A 22,045-nucleotide genomic window follows, 5' to 3' on the forward strand; every position below is an offset into this window, starting at 1 on the left:
GGGACCCAGAGTCCCTCAAGGAGGCCTTCACGGACTTCCGAACGGTCAGGATTCCCCGAGGTAAGCCGCGTGCAGGGTACCGGGGGAGTCCAGCAGTCCCTGAGCCGAACCCGCGTAGGTGACCCGCCCCGAGGAGACCACCAAAGCGTCGCTCGCCACGCCGAGGGCGAGATGCGTGAACTGCTCGACCAGCAGGATCGCCGCGCCCTCCTCGGCGAACCGGGTCACCATCGGCAGCAGCCGAGTGAACACCACGGGCGCGAGGCCCAGCGACATCTCGTCGATCAGCAGGAACGACGGCCGCGCGGCGAACGCGCGGGCCAGCACCACCATCTGCTGTTCGCCGCCGCTGAGCAGCGCGGCCGGCGAGTCGCGGCGTTTCTCCAGTTCGGGGAACGCCTCGATCAGTTCGTCCGCCCGCGCGCGGGTGCCCGCGGTCAGCATCAGGTTCTCCAGTACGGTCAGGCCGCCGAACACCGCGCGACCCTGCTCGATATGCGCCAGACCTCGCCGAGCGCGGGCCACCCGGGACTGTTTCGTGATCTCGTCGGCTCCGATGTGGACGGTCCCCGACGCGGCGGGCACCACGCCGGAGACGGCCTCCAGCAGGCTGGTCTTCCCGGCACCGTTGGGGCCGACGAGCGCCGTGATCCGGCCCGGCTCCAGGGTCAGGTCGACGTCGCGGATCACCGGCCCCGCGCCGCGGGTGACCGTCAGCCCCGCTATCCGCAAAGCGTTCACAGCATCTCCGTTTCACCCATGTACGCCTTGAGCACGGCGGGATCGGCGAGCACTTCGGCCTGCGGGCCGGAGGCGAGCACCCGGCCGAAGTCGAGGACGGTGATCGTGTCGCAGACCGAGCGCACGAGGTCCAGATCGTGCTCGATGAGCAGGACCGAAACCCCGAACCGCGCGGGAACCTGCCGCAGCCGTTCCCCGAACGCGACGTGCTCTTCGTGCGGAAGGCCCGCGGCGGGCTCGTCGAGCAGCAGGACACGCGGCCGTGCCAGCAGATGCCCGACGACCTCGACGAGCCTGCGCGCGCCGACGTCCACTTGCGACAGTGGGGTGCGGGCGGCGGGGCAGCCGAAGAAGTCCAGCGCGTCGCCGATCTCGTCGGCGGTGAGCCGCCGCCTGGCGAGGAACTTCAGGTACGCCCCGACCGTCAGCCCCGGCGGGACGCGGTCCTGCTGGAACGTCCGGCGCAGCCCGGCGCGGGCCCGGTTCGACGGCGATCCGGTCAGCGGACGGCCGCCGAGTTCGACGGCGCCCTCGGCGTTCGGCAGGAATCCGCTGATCGCGTCGACCAGTGTCGACTTGCCCGCGCCGTTCGGCCCGATGACGCCGAGCACGCCATGCTCCGGCACCGAAATGTCCACTGAGGACAGTGCGGCGACATGCCCGAAGTTCACGCTCAGGTCGCGGACGGTCAGCACCGGCGGGCCGGGAGAGACCGGTTCGACGTCGCCCGCGCCGGCGGCGAGATCGAGCTTCGCCGGTTCCTTCTTGGACCGCCGGTACCAGACCTGCCGCACCGTGGTGCCCAGGTTCCCGCCACTGGCCAGCGCCTGGACCCCGAGCACGCCGAACACCACGAAACCCCAGTCCTGCGGGATTCCCCAGCGTTTGAGCAGTTCCGGCACCCCGACCCAGAGGACCGCGCCGAACACGGCCATGTCGATCAGATGCGCGCCCGACATGATCGCCAGGACGTACAGCGCCAGCGACTGGATCGCGGTGAAACTGGCCGGGAAGGCGATGCCGACCTGCCCGGTGAGCAGGCCGCCGCTGATCCCGCCGAGGGTGGCGCTCACGGCGAACGCGGTCAGCTTCGACGTCCGCACGCTCGTGCCGGCGGCCGCCGTCCCGCGTTCGGAGAACGCCACCGCCTGCCAGGCGCTGCCCCAGCGCCCGCGGCGCAGGAAGTACACGGCGAGGCAGCACAGCACCAGCACCACGACGGCGAGCTGGAAATACGACCGGTCGTCGGAGAAGGCCTCCGGTCGTTCGACCGAGATCCCGGCGGAGACGCCGGGGAACTGCAACTGGACGAGAGCGAGGTCCGCCGCCGCGGCGAGCCCCAGTGTGACGACGGCGAGGTTGATCCCGCGCAGCCGCAACGCAGGGAGCCCGACGAGCACCCCGACCGCCCCGGCGGCGAGACCGCCCAGCACCAGCCAGGTGAGGAACCCGCCGGGCGCCTGCGCTTCGTTCAGCGCCGACACCGTCCAGGCGCCGACGGCGCCGAAGGTCAGCTGGCACAGGGAGATCATGCCCGCGCTCCCGGTGACCACACCCAGCCCGAGCAACGAGATCCCGGCGACGACGGCGCTCATGCCGAGGTAGACGAAGTACCCGTCGAGCCCGACGCTCAGGGCGTACCCGACCGCGATCGCCACGACGGCGACCACGAACGGGATCCCGCGTTCAGCGAGCCGCATCCCACACCTCCTTGCGCTGCGACCACAGCAGCAGCGCGACGATCACTGCGAACGGCAGGAAGTACCGCACCACCGAAAGGCCGTCGACCTGCGCGGCCGCGCCCTGGATCAGGCCGAGGCCGAGCCCGCCCGCGACCGCGAGGTCGAGACGGCGGAATCCGCCGAGCAGGGCCGCCGCGGCCGCGGGGACCACCAGCATCGCCAGCGACGTCGCGTCGTTGGACTGCGACGGCGCCACGATCGAGATGACCAGCGTGCTGACGACCCCGGTGACCGCCCAGACCGCGACGCTGAGCCGTTTCGCCGGGATGCCCAGCAGTTCCGCCGTCGTCGGGCGTTCCGACAGCGCCCTGAGCTGGACACCGGCAGGCGTCCGGCTCAGCACGATCCGGCTGGCCACCGCCACCAGGACCGCCAGCGCGACGGTGACCACGGTGACCTGGCTGATCACCACACCGCCGACGGTGACCGCCGGACCGTCCAGGATCGGGTGGAACGGCTGCGGTTTGTTGCCGAACAGGATGAACGACAACGAGATCAGCAGGAGCAGCACCGCCACGGTGACCGCCGAGCGGGTGCCGGTGTCCGCTTCGGCGAGCCAGGTGGACACGATCCAGCCCAGCAGCGCGCTGAGCAGCCCGCCGAGCACGATCCCCGCGACGGTGGCGAGCCACATCGGCAGGCCGAGATCGACGGACAGGAACACCGCCACGTAGCAACCGAACATCCCGGTGGCCGATTGGGCGAAGTTCACCACCCGCACCAGGCGCGACATCAGCGTCAGGCACACCGCCAACACCGCGTACAGTCCGCCGGCGGCCAGGCCTGCCAGCGCTCCCTGCAGCATCGAATCCTCCCGTTACTTCTTCGGAATCCGCAGCCAGTCGTTCGCGACGAGCTCCCATTTGTTGGTGCCGGAGGTGAGCTTGATCGGCCAGCCCGCGGTGTTGTCGTGGTGCGTCTGGCCGGGGCCGAAGACGTACGGCGTGCCGACCATCGGATCGGTGACCGGTTTCATCTCGCGCAGTGCCTTGGTCACCGATTCACGGGTGATGTCGCCCTGGATGCCGCGAACGACGTCGAGGAAGTACTTCGCCGCCAGGTAACCGCCCTGGCTGAACGAGGTCAGCGGGATGTTGTTCTTGGTCATCAGCTCGCGCCAGTCCTTGTTCTGCGGGCTGGTCGCGTCGGTGAACGGGTAGAACTCGGCGGGCACGTACACCCCGGCACCGGCGTTGGTGATGGCCTTGGCGTAGTTCTCGCTGTAGACGCTGGTGAGCAGCAGCCACGTGACGTCGTTCCAGCCCTGCGCCGCGGCGGCCTTCAGCTGCCCGATGGAATCCGGTTCGACCGGGTTCACCGTGATCGCCTTGCAGCCCGCGTTGCGCGCCTTGACGATGTAGGAAGTGTAGTCGGAACCGCCGTAGGGCACGGTCGCGTCGAGGTACTTGAGCTTCTTGCCGGTGATGGCCGACCATTCGTCGATCGCCGCCTGGTACGACGGCAGCGTGTTGCCCGCGATCTCCAGCAGCGCGCAGATGTCGTTCAGCTTCAGCTTTTCCGAGCCGTAGAGCAGGGTCAGCGTCATGTCGTGGTACGGGCCGACGTTGACCGGGGCGATGTTCGGGCTGGAGAAACACGCCGGGTCCACGCCGATGCCCTGCATGGACAGGATCTTCTGCTGCTCGTAGTACTTGTTGTTGATCTCGCACTCGATGAGGCTGGACGAGCCGACGAGCGCCACCGCCTCGTCGCGTCCGACGACCTCTCGGGCCGCGGCCGCCGCGGCCGCCGGGTCACCCTTGTCGTCGAGGGCCTTGTACTGGATCTGCCTGCCGTTCACGCCGCCGCTCGCGTTGGCCGCGTCGAAGACCGCCTTGGCCGCCTGCGAAGCCTCGGGGAACGTCGCCGCGCCGCTCAGCGCGTTGACCGAACCGACCACGATCGGCCCGCTCGAACCACTGTCGGCTCCGGCGCAGCCCGCGGTGGCCAGCAGGACGGCCGCGGCGAGGACGGCGAGACGCCGCGCGGGTTTCACCGGGTCCCCATGGCGTCGGCGACCGGCACCGAGTCGACGATCTGCTCGAACGAGGCGAGCTTGCCGCCGTCGAACCGCCACACGTGCGCGACCCGGGCGGTGAACGACCGGCCGGTGCCGCGGTGCTTGCCGTGATAGGTCCCGACGCCGATCACCGCGTCACCGGCGTCGAAAAGGTCGCCGAGGGTGAAGGTGTAGCCTTCCCAGTCCTTCGCGATCGGGCCGAAGACGTTCTCCGCGACCTCTTCCCGGCCGGTGTACGTGCCGGCGTAAGGGAAACCGGCCGCCTCCGTCCAGGTGGTCTCCGGACTGAGCGGGGACAGCATGCCCGCCAGGTCACCCCGGTCGCTCGCGGCGTAGTGCGCGGCGATGACGTCTAAATTGGACACTGAGGCTCCTTAAACCGGTTGCGCGTCGGGATAGGCGACGGCGCCGAGTGGGTAGATGTGCCCGCCCGCGCGGGAGTGTTCCGACCGGCCGTCGCCGGTCAGGCCGAGGAAGACGCCGGTGGTCTTCAGCGCGTAGCCGAGGTCGTGCAGCCACACGCTGGCCACGGCGATGCGGAACTCGCGGAAGCAGAACAGGTAGAGCCCGTCCTGGAACTTCCACACCGTCGACAGGTCCATGTCCCCGTGGCCGCGCTGCACGCCTTCGAGGCATTGCCAGGCATAGCGTTGCGAAGACACGTACACGTGCTCGTAGAGGTGTTCCGGGCTGTAGCGATAGACGTTGCGCTTGCCGATCAGGTCGCGCGACGGGCCGGGGACCTCGCCGGACGGCGCGCCCGCGTCGGTCGTGCCGGACCAGAACGTCTGGGAGACACGGGGAACGCCTTCGACATCCTCGGCGCCGATGATCGAGCGCACGGCGAGCGCGCGGTGCGTCGTGGTGGAGAAGACGACGGTGAGCGCTTCCCCTTCGACGCTGGTGTGTGGGAGATTGACGAAGAAGACGTCTTCCCGGACGGCGACCGCGTCGTACGGATCCTTGATGCCGTTGCAGGTGACGGTTTCAGCGTCTTCGAACCGCAGCGCGAGCGTCGTCCCGTCGTCGAGCGTGACGGTGAGCTCGCGTCCCGACAGGTCCGCGTTCGGCAGGCGGTAGGTGGCTATTCCGGCGGCGAACTCGTCATAGGTACGCCACTGTTCCTCGGGTGCTTCGGGCATGCGGTCATCGTCGAGGCGACCGCCCGGGAAGGGCCAGCTGTCACGCGCTGGGCGGCAACAACCGATCGCTCACGGTCAAGCCGCGCCGCAGTTCGCTCGGCGAGCAGCCGAATTCCGTCTTGAACACGCGGCTGAAATGCGGCGCGTCGACGAAACCCCACTTCGCCGCGATGGCCGCGACGGGCCGCGAAGTGTGCACGGGGTCGAGCAATTCGCGGCGGCAGTGTTCGAGGCGGCGGGTGCGGATCCAGCCCGAGACGGTGGTGCCCTGCTCGTGGAAGAGGCCGTGCAGATGCCGGGTGGAGATGTAGTGCTCGGCGGCGATCTGCGCCGGTCCCAGGTCGGTGGAGGAGAGGTTCGCGTCGATGTAGGCGAGGACCCGGCGCATCAGTTCGTGATGCGGCCCGGCGCTCGTGCGGGCGAGGTCGAGCTCGCTGGCGAACAGGGTGGCGAGCAGATCGACCGCGGTATGCGCGAGCCGGACGCCCGCCGGCCCGCCGAGCTGGTCGAGGTTGCTGCCGAGCTGCGCGAGGAAGGGCACCACCACGTTGCCCATGCCCCGTTTACCCGACATCGGCACCGCGGTCAGCTGGCCGACCAGGTCGCGGGGGAGATCGATGAGCCGCTGCGGGAACATCACCACGAGCGTGCGGAAATCCTCTTCGAACGCGAGGGTGTACGGCCGGTGCGTGTCGTACAACGCCACGTCGCCGGGACGCAGCATCGCCTCGCGGTTGTCCTGCACGAGCAGGCCGGTTCCGGCCAGGATCAGGCTCAGCTTGTAGTAATGCCTGTCCGCCCTGGCGATGAGTTCGGGTGTCCGCTCGACCACGTGCGCCGACGCGGTCACCTCGGTCAGCTGCACGTCGTCGGCTCCGCACGAGCGGATGCGGCCGCGGAAGTGGTCCCGGTGCTCGCTCGTCACGTGCAGTGGCACGAAGGATTGTGACACCACCGTGCGGAAATCGGTGAAATCTCGCGCGACCGTGGTGGTGGTCGGGTCGGCGGTGGCGGTGGTCACGGGGGTCACCTCGCAGCATCGGGGGGTGAATTTCATATACGATAAGCGATACGATGCTGCCGGGCAATGATCGCGGCGAGGTCAGTCGGCGAGGCGGAACAGGAGGGTCCCCGGGTCCACGTCGACGGGTACCACCGTGCCCGTTTCGTAGCGGCCGACGTCCTCGGTGAGCACTCGCGCACTGAACGGAGCCACGCCCGGGCCGGTCACGACGAGGTCGACGTCGTCCGCGGGCGTGCTCACTTCGCCGACCCAGATCCGCTTGCTGGAAACGACTTCGGCGTTCGCGCGGACACCTTTCCGGTCCAGTCCGCGATGGGCCTCCCTGGCCTTGGCGTTCTGCCAGAGGTGCGAGCCGACGGTGCCGGCCCCGCCGAGCGTGAACACGGCGCCCATGGCGACGACGACCAGGCCGTCATCGTCGCCGGGATCGAAGCGGGTGCTGATCCAGAGCAGGGCCGGGCCGATCAGGACCAGTACCGTCATGAAGAAGCCCAGGAGGCAGCCGATGACCGTGACGGTAGGGAGCTCCGGGGCTTCCTTGCCTTCGCGGTCCGTCTTCACCGGCGTGAGGCTACCGGCCGGTTTCCCGTGCCGGTTCGGTAAAAATGCCCGCTTGCCCGGTCGTGAGCCGTCCGGTGAGCACGGCGTCGGAGCGCTTCGCCATTTCGGCGCGATCGTCGGCGGTGTAAGGGAAAGCCGCCGCTACTTCGGGGTCTTCGGGCCTGGGCGAGGTAATGCTGGACTTCTGTGAGCTGCTCACGAAGTCTTTCGTCCTTTGTGGACGAATTGCGGCGGAGGCCGCTTTCGAACCGTCCGGGGCGCGGCCGAGACCGCCGCCCTGCGCTCGCAGCTGCAGTACGTGAAGGCCCCCTTCATTGCGTCTAGCGCAGTGAAGGGGGCCTTCATGTACTTGGGAAGGTGTGAAGGTCGAGTTTCCTCGGCTGAGCCGAGGGAAGGAGGCCTTCACGGACCTGCGATCAACTGCCGCCACGGTCAGGAAGCGCCCAAGTCAGATGAGCGCGGCCGGAAGCGTTTCGAAGCCGCGCAGGATCCGGGTCTCCCGCCGCCGGCCGCCACCCAGCAGCCGCAGGCCGGGGAAGCGCTCGAAGATCGACCGCAGTCCGATCTCGCCTTCCATCCTCGCCAGCGAAGCGCCGAGACAGTAGTGCCGCCCGGCGCCGAACGACACGTGATCCCGCGCGTTCGCCCGAGCGACGTCGAAGGCGGCCGGATCGTCGAAGATCTCCGGGTCCCGGTTCGCGCCCGCGAGCACGGTGCTGACGATCGCCCCGCGGGCGATGGGGGTCCCGCCGATCTCGGTGTCCTTCGCGGCCAGCCTGCCGGTGAGCAGGACCGGCGGGTCGTAGCGGAGGACCTCGTCGACGGCGTTGCTCCACAGGTCCGGATCCGCCCGCAGCTTCGCGAGTTCGTCCGGATGCCGGGTGAGCAGGGCGATGCCGTTGCCGAGGAGGTTGACGGTCGTTTCGAAGCCGGCCGCCAGCACCAGCCCCGCGGTGGCCTTGAGTTCCCGCTCGGTCAGGCCGACGCCGTCCTCGCGTGCGGCGATCAGCTTGCTGAGCAGGTTGTCGCCGGGGTTCGCCCGCAGCTTCTCCAGATGCACGGTGAGCCACGAGTCGAACTCCGCCAGCGTCGCCTCCACCGTCCGGAACGTCCGCCACGGCAGGCCGAGGTCGAGGCTCGGCGCCGCGGCCCCGCCCAGCGCGAGCACCTTGTCGCGCTCCTCCGGCGGGACGCCGAGGATCTGGCTGATCACGGTGACCGGCAGGAGCCCGCAGTACTGCTCGATGAGATCGACCGGGCTCGTCGGGTCGAGACCGTCGAGCAGTTCGTCGGTGATCGCCTGCGTGCGCTCGCGCAGTTGCTCCACCGCGCGGGCGGTGAAGACGCGGGTGACCAGTTTTCGGTAACGCGTGTGGTCGGGCGGCTCGCTGGCGAGCAGCGACGGCGGCTCGATCGGATGGATCAGACCGGACGACGACCAGGCGACGAGCCGGTTGAGCAGCGGGTTGTCCGGGACGAACCGCACGGTCTTGAACGCGTCGCTGCCCAGGATCTCCTTGCACGCCGAATGCCGGGTGGTGACGTGCCCGACCCGGGTGGTGGCGATGGCGCCGTGCGAGCGGATCTCGTCGAACAGGCCGGTCAGGTCCGCTCCGCCGCTCGCCTCGACGGACAGCCTGCCCTGGAGGTCGCCCCGCCGCGCCGCGGCCCGCAGAGCGACCCGGGGGATGGCGTGGCCGATGCTCCAGCGGGTGACCGGTTTGGCGATCGCCTCCGCCTTGTGCCGGAAGGTCCGGGCGGGAGCGGTCTTGAGTGCGAACATCAGGACTCCGTCCGTGCGGGTTCCCTTCGAAGGTAGCGGAACGACGTGTCAGTAGCGAGCAGTCGCGATATCTGCGGACCTGCCTTCCGCTCGGTAATGTTCTGCACTTCCGGCGGGCCGGGGAGTGCTTGTGGGCGGCTACGGGTTCGACATCGCGCTGGTCGCGGTGCTGGTGGTGCTCAACGCGGTGTTCGCGGGCAGCGAGATGGCGCTGATCTCGTTGCGCGAAGGACAGCTGCGGGCGTTGGAACGCGACGGCCGCGCGGCCGCCCGCACACTGGTGCGCCTGGCGCGCGACCCGAATCGGTTCCTGGCGACGATCCAGATCGGCATCACGCTCGCCGGGTTCCTGGCCTCGGCCACGGCGGCGGTGTCCCTCGCCCAACCTCTGGTGCCACTGCTGGGTTTCCTCGGCAACGCCGCCGGCGCGGTGGCCGTCGCGCTGGTGACGATGGTCCTCACGTTCCTGACCCTGGTGCTCGGCGAACTGGCCCCGAAGCGGCTGGCCATGCAGAACGCGCTGCGGTGGGCGTTGCTGGTGGCGCGGCCGCTGAACCTGCTGTCGGCGATCTCGCGGCCCGTGGTGTGGGCGCTGAGCGTGTCGACGAACTTCGTCGTGCGGGCGCTGGGCGGCCGGGCGGAAGCCGATCCGGACCAGATGTCCCCCGAAGAGCTCCGCGAGTTGGTGTCCGCGCAGCGCGGCCTGAACGCCGAACAGCGCATGATCATCAACGGCGCCTTGGAGATCCACGAACGACGGCTGCGGGAAGTGCTCGTTCCCCGCCGGGCGGTGCTGACCCTGGCCGCCGAGCAGGATCTGCTCTCGGCGCGCAGGCAGCTGGCCGAATCCGGCCATTCCCGGGCGCCGGTCGCCCGCGGCGGCCATCTGGACGATGTCCTCGGTGTCGTGCGGTTGCGCGACCTGCTCGGCGACCACGAAGACCTCGCGGAGGTCGTCCGGCCGGCGGTGGTGTTCCCCGATTCGTTGCGGGTGTCGGACGCGATCCGGAGTTTCAAGGCCGAACGGGAGCAGATGGCGCTGGTGGTCGACGAGCACGGCGCCGTCGCGGGCATGGTCACGCTGGAGGATCTGCTGGAGGAGATCGTCGGCGAGATCTACGACGAGACCGACCGCGACGTGCTGGCCGTGCGCGACGGCAAGGACGGTTCCCTGGTCCTGCCCGGCACCTTCCCGGTGCACGACCTCGTCGACGTCGGGGTCGAACTGCGCGACGCGCCGCCGGGGGAGTACGCGACCATCGCCGGGTTGATCCTCGTGATCCTCGGCCGGATCCCGGAGAAGCCGGGCGACCGTGTGGTGGTCTCCGGCTGGACGGCCGAGGTGCTCGGCGTGGAGCATCACGCGATCACGCGGGTGGCGCTGCATCGTGGGCCGGCCACGGAGCGATGAGTTGCGCCGGACGCGCGGGGTTGGCAGCGTGCCCGGTGTCCCGCCACGAAGGAAGGTGCCCCGATGCCGCAAGACCAGCCGGATTTGAAACCTCGTTCGCGCGACGTGACCGACGGCCTGGAGCGCGCGGCGGCCCGCGGGATGCTCCGCGCGGTCGGGATGGGCGACGACGACTTCGCCAAACCTCAGATCGGGGTGGCGTCCTCGTGGAACGAGATCACGCCGTGCAACCTGTCGCTCGACCGGCTGGCCAAGGCGGTCAAGAACGGCGTGCACGCGGCCGGTGGCTACCCGCTGGAGTTCGGCACGATCTCGGTTTCCGACGGCATTTCCATGGGGCACGAGGGAATGCACTTCTCGCTGGTGTCCCGCGAGGTGATCGCCGACTCCGTCGAGACGGTGATGATGGCCGAACGGCTGGACGGCTCCGTGCTGCTGGCGGGCTGCGACAAGTCCTTGCCGGGCATGCTCATGGCCGCGGCCCGGCTCGACCTCGCCTCCGTCTTCCTTTACGCCGGCTCGATCATGCCGGGTCAGGTCGACGGACAGGACGTCACGATCATCGACGCGTTCGAAGCCGTCGGCGCCTGCCTGGCGGGAAAGATCAGCCGCGCCGAAGTGGACAAGATCGAGCGCGCGATCTGCCCCGGCGAGGGGGCCTGCGGCGGCATGTACACCGCCAACACGATGGCGTCGGTCGCCGAAGCGCTCGGCATGTCGCTGCCCGGATCGGCCGCCCCGCCCGCGGTCGACCGGCGTCGTGACGGGTTCGCGCATCGTTCGGGGGAGGCCGTCGTCGGCATGCTCCGCCAGGGCATCACCGCGCGGCAGGTCATGACCATGGAAGCGTTCGAGAACGCCATCGCCGTCGTGATGGCGCTGGGCGGTTCGACCAACGCCGTCCTGCACCTGCTCGCGATCGCGCGCGAGGCGGAGGTCGATCTGCGCATCGACGACTTCAACCGGATCGGTGACAAGGTCCCGCACCTCGGCGACCTGAAACCGTTCGGGAAGTACGTGATGAACGACGTCGACAAGGTCGGCGGCATCCCCGTGGTGATGAAGGCGCTGCTCGACGCCGGGCTCATGCACGGCGACGTGCTCACCGTGACCGGGAAGACGATGGCCGAGAACCTCGAAGGCATCGCGCCCGCCGGGGTCGACGGCGAGATCATCCGGCCGCTCGACCGCCCGATCCACAAGACCGGCGGGCTGACCATCCTCAAGGGCTCGCTGGCGCCCGAAGGCGCGGTCGTGAAGTCGGCGGGCTTCGACGAATCGACGTTCACCGGCACCGCTCGGGTCTTCGACGGCGAGCGGGCCGCTCTCGACGCGCTCGCCGAGGGCCGGATCGTCGCCGGGGACGTCGTCGTCATCCGCTACGAAGGTCCCAAGGGCGGCCCGGGGATGCGGGAGATGCTCGCCATCACCGGCGCGATCAAGGGCGCCGGACTCGGCAAGGACGTCCTGCTCATCACCGACGGCCGGTTCAGCGGCGGCACGACCGGGCTCTGCGTCGGCCACATCGCCCCGGAAGCCGTCGACGCCGGGCCGATCGCCTTCGTGCGCGACGGGGACCCGATCACCCTCGACGTCGCGAACCGGACGCTGGAGGTCGAGATCGACGACATCGAGGCACGCAAGGAGGGCTGGACTCCCAAGGCGCCCGCGTACACGCGCGGGGTGCTCGGCAAGTACGCCAAGGTCGTGCGGAGCGCCGCGCATGGAGCCGTGTGCGAGTAGAGCGGCTGGCCAGTCACGCCGGACTGTGTGGATTTCTGGTCATCCAACGCCCCAAAATCCACACAGTCGACGTCCTGGGCTGACTTATTTGAGGGGTAAGGCAAAGGTGGCGTGATCGAACCCCTGTCGCGCAGGCCGTCTTCGCCGGCTTTGCGATGAGATGACCACCCTGGTCGGCAACCGTGTCGCGTTCGCGGGCGGGGCCAGCGATGGCGTGAAGGCTCCCTTCACCACGTCTAATGCGGCGAAGGGAGCCTTCAGCCCTGGCCAAGCGCTGGTCGTGAGTGGCGTTTCGGGTTAGCACCCGAAACGCCACTCACGACCACCCGCACCGACCACGCCACGTTTGCCCTACCCCTCAAATAACGCGACACGATCGCCGAGGGTCAGGAGGCCTCCACGAACGGGTGATGCGTAGTCCCGCCGGACCCGAGTACGTAATTCACCCGATGTGCCCCGCTACTCCGGAGTAGCAGACTCGGCGGCCCGACGATTCCCGCTGCTCCGGAGGTCGACGATGACCGCGTCCTACGCCCCAGCCCGCTCCGCCGCCCTCGTGATCGCCCGCGTGGTCGTGGACGGGATCCGGCATTCGCTGCCCGAGCACGCGCCGCTGTTCGACGCGCGTGCCACGGAGTTCGTCGCCTCGGTACTCGAGCGCGACGGGATGAACCTCGGCATCGCGGCGGGTGCGGACGCCTTCCGCCAGGTCGGGGTCGCCGAGTACGCGGCGGGCAAGGAACTGGACCGGCTCTCCCGGGCCTACCACTCGGCGGGGCGCGGAGCCCTTCCCGCGCTGGCGTCGTTGTCGCGGCAGCCCGGGGCCGGGTCCGGCTTGATGGACACCGGGGTGGAGGCCCTGCTCCGCTGCTCCGACGTCCTGATCCGGCTGTCCACCGCGGCCTACCGCGCCGCGCACACGCCCTCGGTCGCCGAGCTGCGCCGAGACCTGCTGAAGGAGATCTTGAGCGGCCGTCCGCCCGCGAAATGGGCGGGACTCGCGGCCGAGGCGGGCTGGGTGCCGCCCGCGCGGGTGGTGGCCGTCGCCGCCGAACCCGGCGCCGTCCGCGCCTCGTTCGGTCCGGAGGTGCTGGCCGACCTCGCCGGCGAGTACCCGCTCCTGCTCGTGCCCGACGACGTCGAGATCGGCGGTGTCCTGGCGGGGACGCGGGCGGCGGTCGGGCCCGCGGTGGCGCCCGCCGACGCCGCGATCTCCCTGCGCTGGGCGCGCCGGACGCTGGAACTGGTCCGCCGCGACGTGATCGAGGACGGCCCACTCGTGCGCTGGTCGGATCATCTGACCACGCACTGGCTGTTCGCGGACGAGGTGCTCACCACCGCGCTGGTGACCCGCAGCCTGGCGCCGATCGCCGACCTTCCTGCCAACGAGCGCACCAAACTCGCCGAAACCCTCGACGCCATGCTCTCCGCCCGCGGCGGGGCGCCCGAGATCGCGAACAACCTCGGCGTGCACCCGCAGACGGTCCGGAACCGCATGCGCCGTCTGCGGGTCCTGTTCGGTGCCCGGCTCGACGACCCGCAGTCCCGCCTGGACCTGCGGATCGCCCTGCGCGCGGACCTGCTCACGACCGAACCGGCGCGGCAGGCCGCCCCGATGAAGGTGGCGTGAGCGTCAGGCTGGATCCGCGGACCGGGTCACCCAGGTGGCGACCTGGACGCGGTTCGAGTAGCCGAGCTTGGTGAGGATGTGGTCGATATGGGTGTCCACCGTGCGCCGGGCGATGCCGAGCCGGTCGGCGATCTCCTGATTCGTCAGGCCCTCGGCGATCACGTGCGCGATCTCGGTCTCGCGTTTGGTGAGCACCTGCGCGGTCTGTTTCCGCGGGCCGGGGGTGCGTTCCTCGAGGGCGTACGCGATGGCGTCGCGGGTGGGCATCGCGGCGCCGTCGGCGAATTCCTTGACCGCGACCTCCCAGCCCAGCGCGGTCGTCACGGTGTCGGTGTCCGCGAGCAGCGGTTCGGTGAACGCCTCGTACCGCGTCGGCCACGCGCCGACCGTGCGCCAGACGTTCATCGAGGCGCCCTGCAGGATCGCCGCCCGGTTGGGGCGTTTGGTCCGGGCCGCGCAGCCCGCCATGACGGTGAGCGTGAACCCGACGACGACGCGGTCGTCCACCCGCTCGTGCAGGCGCAGGACCTGCTCGCAGCAGCGTTCGGCGACGGCGATATCCCCTTGGAGGTATTCGGCGGCGGCACGCGACCACAGTGCCCAGCCTCGCCAGAAGACCTCACCGCGCCGCTCGCAGCGTTCGACGGCTTCCGCGAGCACCGCCCGGCCGCGGTCGATGTCGCCGTTCAGCCAGACGGCGAGCCCGTGGTTGTAACTCGCCCAGAGGTCCCCGCCCTCGTCGCCGTGCGCGCGGAACAGGTCGATGGCCGTGCCGAACAGGCGTGACGCCTCGGCCATGTCGTTGCCGATCAGCGCGGCGTAGGCACGGACGTGGAGGACGTACGCGGCGGCGAGTTCGTCGCCGCTCGCCTCGGCTTCGGCGGCCGCGCGCTCCAGCATGCACAGGTGGGCGGACATGTCGCCTTGCACCACCGCCAGGAAACCGGAGAGCCACAACCCGTGCGCCCGCTCCGGAACGCCCGGTGCCGCGGCCTCGTCGAGGCGCCGGACCCACATCCGGCCTTCGGTGTTGAGCCCGCGGACGATCCAGAACTCCTTGACGTCACGCAGCATCCGCAGCCCGACGACCGCGTCCTCGGGGGTGTCCGTGCAGTAGTCGAGGGCGACGCGCAGGTTCGCGTGTTCGCGCCGCAGCCGTCCGATCCAGCCGAGCTGATCGGTCTCCAGCCATTCGGTGGCGTACCGGCCGGCGAGTTCGGCGAACCAGTCGCGGTGCCGTTTCCGGACCTCCGCCGTCCCGCCCGTCTCGCTGAGCCGGTCGACGCCGTACTCGCGCACCGATTCCAGCATGCGGTACCGCACCCCGCCGGGGTATTCCTCGCGCAGCAGGATGGACTTGTCGAGCAGCCCGTCGACGACTTCGAGGACGTGGTCGCGCGGAAGTTCGCCACCGCTGCAGACCTGCTCGGCGGCGTCGAGGTCGAAGCTGCCGGAGAACACCGACGCGCGGGCCCACAGCAGCCGTTCGGGCCCGGTGCACAGGTCGTGGCTCCAGTCGATCAGGGCCCGCATGGTCTCGTGCCGCTCCGGCCGCCCCCGCCGGTCCTTCGTGAGCACGGAGAACTGCCGGTCGAGGCGGTCGGCCAGCTGGCGCACGGACAACGCCCGCGCGCGGACGGCGGCCAGTTCGATGGCCAGCGGCAGGCCGTCGAGCCTGCGGCACAGCCGGATGAGCGGCTCGATGTCCTCCTCGGCGAGCCGGAACGACGGCGCGACCGCGGTCGCGCGATCGACGAACAGGCGCACGGAATCGTCGTTCATCACGCGTTCGAAGGAGTCGCCCTGTTCCGGGATCGCCAGCGGCGGAACCGGCAGGACACGCTCGCCTGCCACACCGAGCGACTGCCTGCTCGTGGCCAGCACGGTCACCTGGGGACAGGCCCTGACCACGGTGTCGGCGAACCAGGCGCAGCTGTCGACCAGATGCTCGCAGTTGTCGAGCACGAGCAGCAGACGGCTCGCCTGCAGGGCTTCGACGACGACGTCGATGGCCGGTTTCGCCGAGCGGTCACCGAAGCCGAGGACGTTCGCCACCGTCGGCACCAGCAACGCGGGTTCCCGCAGTTCGGCCAGCGAGACGAACGCGACCTCGTCGGCGGTGGCCTCCCGGTGGGCCGCCGCGATGCGCCAGGCCAGCCTGGTCTTGCCCACCCCGCCCGGCCCCGTCAGCGTGACCAGCGACGATGCCTCCAGCAGGCGCCTCGCCTCGCCGGTCTCGGCGTCCCGGCCCACGTAGCTGGTCACTTCGGTGGGATCGGCCGACCACCCCGCAAGCGAGCCAACTCCGTCCGCCATGCACTCTCCCGCGATCGACCAGCCCCGCGTTTTCCGTCCGATGTAGACGGAAAACGCCCGGCTGCGGATACTAGCGGAACGGCGTCGTCCTAGCGGGCCACTCGCTTCGCGCGATCATGCGCCCAGCCCGCCAGTACCGTTCCGGTGGCCGCGAGCAGCAGGAACACGATCAACCTGCCGCCCCACTCACCGGGTACCCAGTCGAACGCGCCCCACAACTGGGTCGCGGAATGATCGAAAAGGCTGCGGATGGCGGCCTGCGCGAAGACGGCGACGGCCACCATCCCGAAGATCTGCAGCCCCAGATAGCCGCCCTTGGTCATGCTTCCTACCTCCTGGTTCCACGATCGGACCCCAGGATCGCCCGCGCGGAACCCGGCGCACATCGGCGGCGCGTCGCACGTCGTGTCCGACCAAAGTCGATCCCCGTCGCGACCGAGGTCGGGGCCGGGATCGTCCCGTGTCCGGCTGCGTCGCCGCGGGCCGGTCGACCATGATGGGCCGGTGATCACCGACGCCGGCGCCCAGCCGCCCCTTCGTCCGTGGGGAGAGGCCTGGCGTCTGCTCGCCGCGGCGGCGCTGGGCGTGCTGCTCTGGGTCATCACGGCGGCGCAACTGCCGGTGGGCGCGTCGGGGCCGAGGGTCGAGTGGATGATCACCGGTGATCCACTGATCGCGCTCGTGTGCCTGATCGCGCTGCTGTGGCGCCGCCGTTTCCCGGTGGTGATCGCCATCGCGGTCATCCTCGCTTCGACGGCGTCTGTGCTGGCCGGTGGCGCGTCGCTGCTGGCGCTCTGTTCTCTGGCCACCCGGCGGCGACCGGCCGAAACGGCGGTCGCGGCGGTGCTGTCCGTCGTCACGGCGATCTTGGTCGTCGACCTGTACCCGGCACGCGAGACGCCGGGGCCGCTGTGGCTGATGATCAGCCTCCCCACCTTGCTGGTGGGCATCGTGGTGGCCGTGGGCGCCGCGATCGGGGCGCGCCGGGAGGAGGTGCGCTCCCTGCGGGAACGGGTCGAGAGCGCGGAACGGGAGCAGGCCGCGCGGGCGGCCGAGGCCCGGATCGTGGAGCGCCACCGGATCGCCCGCGAGATGCACGACGTCCTCGCGCACCGCGTCTCGCTGGTCGCGATGCAGGCCGGGGTGCTGGGGCACCGCCCGGATCTGCCCGCCGAGCAGGTCGCGGAACTCGCGCGCGGCATCGCCGACGGCTCCCATCAGGCGCTGGAGGAACTGCGGGACGTCCTCGGCGTGCTGCGGGCGGATCCGGACGAACTGGAGCCGCCGCAACCCTCGCTCGCCGAGCTGCCCGCGCTCGTCGCGGACGCGCGGGCGCTGGGACTGGCCGTCAGGATGGAGATCTCGACCGAGGGCGAGCCGCCCGACGCGATCGCGAGGACCGTCTACCGGATCGTGCAGGAAGGGCTGACCAACGCGGGCAAACACGCGCCCGGCGCCGACGTGGTCGTCACCGTCGAAGGAAGGCCGGGCGACGGGCTGCGCGCGACGATCCGGGATTCCGGTGCGGCGCGGGCGATCGCGGGCCCGCCCGCGTCGGGATTCGGCCTGCTGGGCCTCGCCGAACGGGTCGAACTGGCAGGCGGCGAACTGGACCACCACGCCGAACCCGGCGGCGGATTCGTGCTCGCCGCGCGTTTGCCGTGGCCGGTCCGTGAAGGGAGCGAATGAATGGACGACGAGCGGGTGCGGGTCGTGCTGGTCGACGACGAGCATCTGGTGCGGATGGCGCTGCGGCTCATCGTCGATGGCGAACCGGATCTCGTCGTGGTCGGTGAGGCCGCCGACGGCGACGCCGCGGTCGGGGTGGTGGGGGAGCAGCGGCCCGACGTCGTCCTGATGGACGTCCGGATGCCCGGCCGCGACGGGCTGAGCGCGACCGAGGAGATCCTTCGCCTCCCGGAGCCGCCGCGGGTGCTGGTGCTCACCACGTTCGACTCCGACGAGATGGTGCTGGGCGCACTGCGCGTCGGCGCGCTCGGGTTCCTGCTCAAGGACACCCCGCCGCCGCGGATCCTCGCGGCGATCCGCACGGTCGCGACCGGTGAACCCGCGCTCTCACCTGCCGCCACGGCCCGGCTGATCACCGCGGCCACCGGACCGCATTCGTCCGACGCGCGCCGGGCGTCGCGGGAAACCGCCCGCGGGCTGTTGGCCACGCTGACCGATCGCGAACGCGAGACGGCGGGCGCCATCGCCGAGGGGCTTTCCAACACCGACGTCGCGCGAAAGCTGGACATCACCGTCGCGACGGTGAAGGCGCACACGAGCAGCATGCTCGCCAAGCTCGGCGTCGAAAACCGGGTCCAGATCGCCCTGCTGGTCCGCGACGCCGAAGAGTGAGGAAATTTCTTCGCCGCGATGTCGAATCCGTCGTTCCCCGGTCGACGCAGTGTCGAAAGCACTTCCGGACCACCAAGGAGAAACCAGATGCGCACCCTGATCGCCACCGCGTTCGTCTCGCTCGACGGCGTCGTCGAAGGGCCCGGCGGAGAGCCCGGCTACCGCAATTCCGGCTGGACCTTCAACGGCATCGAGTTCGACGAAGCGGCCTACGAGCTCAAGGGGCGTGAGCAGGGCGAGGCCACGGCGATGATGATGGGCCGGGCCAGCTACCAGGCGTTTTCGCCGGTGTGGCCCGGGATGACGGAGGAATTCGCCGAGTACAACGCGATGCCGAAATACGTCGTGTCGACCACGCTGCGGGACGAGGACCTCGTCGACAACTGGGGCGAGACCACGATCCTGCGCTCGCTCGACGACGTCGCGAAGCTCAAGGAGACCGAGGGCGGGCCGATCATCGTCCACGGCAGCGCGGAACTCGACCGGAACCTCGCCGACGCCGGCCTGATCGACCGCTACCACCTGCTGCTGTTCCCGGTCCTGCTCGGCGCGGGGAAGAAGCTGTTCAGCGACACCGACAAGGACAAGCAGAACCTCAAGCTCGTCGAGAGCGAGTCCTACGGCAACGGGATCCAGAAGCTGGTCTACGACGTCATCCGATGATCGGACCCCGACCGGGCGCGGGCCGCGAGGATCTCCTGATGGCGCTGGAGAACCTGACGCCGGCGCAGCCGACCACGGTCACGTGATTCGCGTGAGTCCCGTGTCCGAGCACGCTCAGAGGAGGCCCAAGCCGGTCAGAGGGCAGGGCCAGGCGAGCCGGACGATGGTCCCGGTGGGTGTGCTCGTCACCGAGGCCTCCGGCGCGAAGGCGCGGATGATCGGCAGACCGCGTCCGCCGTCCGGGCGGCGGCCGTCGCGCCAGCGTCCCTCGTCGGCGACGCTGATCTTGAGATGGCCGTCGTCGTGGGCGGCCGTCACCGTCATGACGTTGCCTTCGGTGCCGTCCGGGTAGGCGTGCTTGACGACGTTCGTCATCGCTTCGTAGGCGGTGAGTTTGAGATCCTCGGCCAGTTCGCGGGGGAGACCCCGGTCGAGGGCCCATTTCGCCAGGACGTCCCGCAACGCGGCGGCCTGGGCGGGGACGGCGGCGACCTCGAGGACCAGCTCGTCGGTGTGCTTGCGCACCGGCTCGTCGATCGGCATCACGAAGCTTCTCCTCGTCGTCCGCCGCGGTCCACGACCGCCGGATCCATCGACAAGGCTAAGGCACCGCCCGGATCGGGACACGTGAGCCGCGCGAGCGGGCGCCGTCATCCGATATGTTCGGGGCAGTCGGGTACCGATCGTGAGGGGTGGATGACGGTGACGAGCGGAGACGGCGAACACCGGGAGGTTCCGTTCTCGGTGTCCGTCGCGAGGCCCGATGGCGCCGAGGTCGTCATCGCGGTGGCGGGAGAGATCGATCTGACGACCTCCGAGGATCTCAAGGAGACCTTCGAGGAAGCGCTGCAGCCCGTGCCGGGCAAGCTGGTCATCGACCTCGAAGGCGTGGAATTCTGCGATTCCACCGGTTTGGCGACCCTGGTCGGGATCAACGACCGGTGCAACACCCAGGGGGTCGCGCTGCGTTTCCTTCCGTCGCCCACGATCCGGCGGCTGGCTTCGAAGACGGGGCTGTCCACACTCCTGCCGCTCGCCTGACCCTCACTGGTTCGAAACCTCGAGGATCGCGTGGTCGAGGCGCCGGTACACGGGGATCTTGGTCTCGGTGCCGAACAGCTGCAGCAGGCGCAGCACCGGGCGGGAGTCGGCGACGACGCCGGTCGTTCGGCGTTCGGCGTGGGCGCGGACCGCGGCGGATTCGATGACCCGCAACCCGGCGACGCCGAGGAAGCCGACCTCGCTGAGATCGAGCACGGTCGCGGCGGGCAGGCGGCCGCGCAAGGCCTGTTCCAGCCGTCCCGCGGTGGCGAGGTCGATCTCACCTGCCGCGGCGATGACCAGGAGGTCCTCGTTCCATCGGATCCGCTGGACCCGCAACAGGTTCTCGGCGGACGGGCGCGGTCGCGGAACGGCGGGGTGGAGCACGGTGCGGAAGGCGGGGCCGTCGCGGCTGCTCCGCGTGAAAGGAATGCGTTCGGTCATGAGGGTGTCTCCCGGATAGCCGGGGACGAGACGGACAACGGGTAAGCCTGCACAGCTGCTGCGCAAGTGAACTCGCCTCCGCGTCGCCTGTGAAGGTGCTGGCCGCGGACATGCGGGTCGTTCGCGCGGGCTGGTGGACTCAACCTCACGTACTGCTCACCGTACGCCGCTCGCCTCTCCTGGCAAGGCCGCGTGCGGTGAACGGTGGGTGACCTCGTCACTCACGCAGCGTCTTTTCCCAGGCGAGGCCCCATTTCTCCAGTGGGTGCAATGCGTCGAGAAGCCGTTCCCCCAGTGGTGTCAGGCGGTAACCCTCGCCGCCGGTCTCGACGATGCGGGCTTCGGTGAGCTCGCCCAGCCTGGTGGCGAGCACGCTCGACGACATGTGCTCGCAGCGCCGCCGCAGTTCCCGGAAGCCGATGTCGCCCTCGCGCAGTTCCCAGATCACCCGCAGGGTCCATCGGCGCCCCAGCAGATCGAGCGCGGCCATGAGCGGGCGGCCGGTTTCGGAGCCGCGGACCGGCCGCCCGGGCCGCGGGATCGGATGATCGGGCATGGCACCCCCCTTGTGCTTCGACTTTCGAAGCAGCATAGTGGTTCTGAAATCGAAGCACCGGAGGTGGTCATGGCCCGCATGGAGCCACTCGCCCCGCCCTACGAGGCGGACGTCGAACAAGCCCTGCGCAAATGGATGCCGCCCGGCGTGACGGAGGAGCCGCTGGCGCTGTTCCGGTTGCTGCAGCGCCATCCGGAGTTGGCGTCGCGAATGCGCGTCCTGGGCGCCGGTCTGCTCGCGCACGGCGAATTACCCGCGCTGGACCGGGAAATCGTCATCGCGCGGGTGACCGCCCGCTGCGGATGCCGCTACGAATGGGGTGTCCACGCCGCGGTTTTCGCACCGATGGTCGGCTTGACGCCGGAACAGCTCGAAGCCACCGTAACCGGCGACTCCGGGCATCCCGCTTGGCCGGAGCTGCACCGCGTCCTGATCGCCGCCGTCGACGAACTCCACGACACGGCAACGGTTTCCGACGCCACCTGGGCCGCGCTCGCCGCGCACTATCCGGCCTCGCAGCTCCTGGAGTTCCTCGTGCTGGCGGGCTGGTACCGGACCATCGCGTACGTCGCCGACGGGGTCGGCCTCGACGAGGAGCCGTGGGCCGCGCCATATCCCGGTGGTTAGGGCGTGTTTGAGTCGATTTCCCTTGTGTCGTCCCGTTCTCGTTTCGGCGCCTTCCATGCGGCGAGGACGCACAGCAGCGCCGCCACGAAGCCGACCGCGGTGAGTGTCCCGGCCCAGACGGCGCCGGTGCTGGCGAGAAGGTAGAGCTGGACCACGGCGGTGCACGTGTAGACGACCGCCAGTCCCAGCCACAGCCGTTGCGTCATCATCTCCCGTCTCCGTTCGCCCGGTACGGGAGGT

General features: G+C 70.0%; 24 protein-coding genes. 8 read left to right on the plus strand and 16 right to left on the minus strand.

Annotated elements, in window-relative coordinates:
• Positions 1–45: 45 nt before the first annotated feature.
• From ACSMFO_RS01040 to ACSMFO_RS01085, 10 genes are all read right to left on the minus strand, one after another.
• Positions 46–741 (minus strand): ABC transporter ATP-binding protein, encoded by a 696-nt coding sequence (locus ACSMFO_RS01040; protein WP_436456410.1) that lies wholly within the window; start codon positions 739–741, stop codon positions 46–48.
• Entirely contained in the window at positions 738–2,441 is a 1,704-nt protein-coding gene (locus ACSMFO_RS01045; RefSeq protein WP_436456411.1) for a branched-chain amino acid ABC transporter ATP-binding protein/permease, read from the minus strand. The genes ACSMFO_RS01040 and ACSMFO_RS01045 overlap by 4 nt, the downstream gene beginning before the upstream one ends.
• The gene (locus ACSMFO_RS01050) at positions 2,428–3,288 is read right to left on the minus strand and encodes an ABC transporter permease subunit (protein ID WP_350597681.1); all 861 of its coding nucleotides are present in this window, start codon (positions 3,286–3,288) and stop codon (positions 2,428–2,430) included. Before ACSMFO_RS01050 ends, ACSMFO_RS01045 begins: the two co-directional genes overlap by 14 nt.
• Before the next feature lie 12 nt (positions 3,289–3,300).
• Positions 3,301–4,479: an ABC transporter substrate-binding protein gene (locus tag ACSMFO_RS01055; RefSeq protein WP_436456412.1), complete on the minus strand. Its 1,179-nt coding sequence runs from the start codon at positions 4,477–4,479 to the stop codon at positions 3,301–3,303.
• Entirely contained in the window at positions 4,476–4,868 is a 393-nt protein-coding gene (locus ACSMFO_RS01060; RefSeq protein ID WP_436456414.1) for a nuclear transport factor 2 family protein, read from the minus strand. Before ACSMFO_RS01060 ends, ACSMFO_RS01055 begins: the two co-directional genes overlap by 4 nt.
• A 9-nt stretch (positions 4,869–4,877) precedes the next feature.
• A complete protein-coding gene (locus ACSMFO_RS01065) occupies positions 4,878–5,645 on the minus strand; it encodes a MoaF C-terminal domain-containing protein (protein ID WP_436456415.1) in 768 nt (255 codons plus the stop codon).
• Between the two features lie 40 nt (positions 5,646–5,685).
• The gene (locus tag ACSMFO_RS01070) at positions 5,686–6,666 is read right to left on the minus strand and encodes a helix-turn-helix domain-containing protein (protein WP_038514326.1); all 981 of its coding nucleotides are present in this window, start codon (positions 6,664–6,666) and stop codon (positions 5,686–5,688) included.
• Between the two features lie 81 nt (positions 6,667–6,747).
• The gene (locus ACSMFO_RS01075; RefSeq protein WP_436456417.1) at positions 6,748–7,230 is read right to left on the minus strand and encodes a hypothetical protein; all 483 of its coding nucleotides are present in this window, start codon (positions 7,228–7,230) and stop codon (positions 6,748–6,750) included.
• A gap of 10 nt (positions 7,231–7,240) precedes the next feature.
• A complete protein-coding gene (locus ACSMFO_RS01080; RefSeq protein WP_436456419.1) occupies positions 7,241–7,429 on the minus strand; it encodes a hypothetical protein in 189 nt (62 codons plus the stop codon).
• A 249-nt stretch (positions 7,430–7,678) separates the two neighbouring features.
• Entirely contained in the window at positions 7,679–9,013 is a 1,335-nt protein-coding gene (locus ACSMFO_RS01085; RefSeq protein WP_436456420.1) for a cytochrome P450, read from the minus strand.
• 130 nt (positions 9,014–9,143) lie between these two features.
• Here ACSMFO_RS01085 and ACSMFO_RS01090 point away from each other — a divergent pair, with 130 nt between their 5' ends.
• The 3 genes from ACSMFO_RS01090 (at position 9,144) to ACSMFO_RS01100 (ending at position 13,797) form a co-directional block, all read left to right on the plus strand.
• A complete protein-coding gene (locus ACSMFO_RS01090) occupies positions 9,144–10,424 on the plus strand; it encodes a hemolysin family protein (RefSeq protein WP_378419249.1) in 1,281 nt (426 codons plus the stop codon).
• 63 nt (positions 10,425–10,487) lie between these two features.
• Positions 10,488–12,167, plus strand: a complete 1,680-nt coding sequence (ilvD, locus tag ACSMFO_RS01095) for a dihydroxy-acid dehydratase (RefSeq protein ID WP_360084491.1) — start codon at positions 10,488–10,490, stop codon at positions 12,165–12,167.
• Between the two features lie 517 nt (positions 12,168–12,684).
• Complete coding sequence (locus tag ACSMFO_RS01100) at positions 12,685–13,797, plus strand: helix-turn-helix domain-containing protein (RefSeq protein WP_436456423.1); 1,113 nt, start codon at positions 12,685–12,687, stop codon at positions 13,795–13,797.
• Between the two features lie 3 nt (positions 13,798–13,800).
• Here ACSMFO_RS01100 and ACSMFO_RS01105 read toward each other — a convergent pair whose 3' ends face one another.
• Positions 13,801–16,113 carry a LuxR C-terminal-related transcriptional regulator gene (locus ACSMFO_RS01105; RefSeq protein WP_436456424.1) on the minus strand — a complete coding sequence of 771 codons (2,313 nt, stop codon included), beginning with the start codon at positions 16,111–16,113 and terminating at the stop codon, positions 13,801–13,803.
• 89 nt (positions 16,114–16,202) lie between these two features.
• Positions 16,203–16,436 carry a hypothetical protein gene (locus ACSMFO_RS01110; protein ID WP_360126513.1) on the minus strand — a complete coding sequence of 78 codons (234 nt, stop codon included), beginning with the start codon at positions 16,434–16,436 and terminating at the stop codon, positions 16,203–16,205.
• A 181-nt stretch (positions 16,437–16,617) separates the two neighbouring features.
• Between ACSMFO_RS01110 and ACSMFO_RS01115 the strand changes: the two genes are divergently transcribed.
• The 3 genes from ACSMFO_RS01115 (at position 16,618) to ACSMFO_RS01125 (ending at position 19,137) form a co-directional block, all read left to right on the plus strand.
• Positions 16,618–17,802, plus strand: coding sequence for a sensor histidine kinase (locus tag ACSMFO_RS01115; RefSeq protein WP_436456426.1), 1,185 nt, complete (start codon positions 16,618–16,620; stop codon positions 17,800–17,802).
• The gene (locus ACSMFO_RS01120; protein WP_436456427.1) at positions 17,803–18,474 is read left to right on the plus strand and encodes a response regulator; all 672 of its coding nucleotides are present in this window, start codon (positions 17,803–17,805) and stop codon (positions 18,472–18,474) included.
• Positions 18,475–18,561: 87 nt separating this feature from the next.
• The gene (locus ACSMFO_RS01125) at positions 18,562–19,137 is read left to right on the plus strand and encodes a dihydrofolate reductase family protein (RefSeq protein WP_436456428.1); all 576 of its coding nucleotides are present in this window, start codon (positions 18,562–18,564) and stop codon (positions 19,135–19,137) included.
• A 114-nt stretch (positions 19,138–19,251) separates the two neighbouring features.
• Here the strand turns inward: ACSMFO_RS01125 and ACSMFO_RS01130 are convergent, their stop codons facing one another.
• Positions 19,252–19,680: an ATP-binding protein gene (locus ACSMFO_RS01130; RefSeq protein ID WP_436457054.1), complete on the minus strand. Its 429-nt coding sequence runs from the start codon at positions 19,678–19,680 to the stop codon at positions 19,252–19,254.
• A 153-nt stretch (positions 19,681–19,833) separates the two neighbouring features.
• Between ACSMFO_RS01130 and ACSMFO_RS01135 the strand changes: the two genes are divergently transcribed.
• On the plus strand, positions 19,834–20,178 hold the full coding sequence (locus tag ACSMFO_RS01135; protein WP_436456430.1) for an STAS domain-containing protein: 345 nt from the start codon (positions 19,834–19,836) through the stop codon (positions 20,176–20,178).
• Positions 20,179–20,181: 3 nt separating this feature from the next.
• Here the strand turns inward: ACSMFO_RS01135 and ACSMFO_RS01140 are convergent, their stop codons facing one another.
• Positions 20,182–20,622, minus strand: a complete 441-nt coding sequence (locus ACSMFO_RS01140) for an STAS domain-containing protein (RefSeq protein WP_436456431.1) — start codon at positions 20,620–20,622, stop codon at positions 20,182–20,184.
• Between the two features lie 217 nt (positions 20,623–20,839).
• A complete protein-coding gene (locus ACSMFO_RS01145; RefSeq protein ID WP_436456433.1) occupies positions 20,840–21,178 on the minus strand; it encodes a winged helix-turn-helix transcriptional regulator in 339 nt (112 codons plus the stop codon).
• A gap of 69 nt (positions 21,179–21,247) precedes the next feature.
• Between ACSMFO_RS01145 and ACSMFO_RS01150 the strand changes: the two genes are divergently transcribed.
• Positions 21,248–21,805 (plus strand): carboxymuconolactone decarboxylase family protein, encoded by a 558-nt coding sequence (locus ACSMFO_RS01150; RefSeq protein WP_436456434.1) that lies wholly within the window; start codon positions 21,248–21,250, stop codon positions 21,803–21,805.
• Here the strand turns inward: ACSMFO_RS01150 and ACSMFO_RS01155 are convergent.
• A complete protein-coding gene (locus tag ACSMFO_RS01155; RefSeq protein ID WP_436456435.1) occupies positions 21,802–22,014 on the minus strand; it encodes a hypothetical protein in 213 nt (70 codons plus the stop codon). The two genes, ACSMFO_RS01150 and ACSMFO_RS01155, sit on opposite strands and share 4 nt — an antisense overlap.
• Between the last annotated feature and the right edge of the window lie 31 nt (positions 22,015–22,045).

It is taken from the genome of Amycolatopsis sp. w19, assembly GCF_051373225.1.
Classification (GTDB): Bacteria; Actinomycetota; Actinomycetes; order Mycobacteriales; family Pseudonocardiaceae; genus Amycolatopsis; species Amycolatopsis japonica.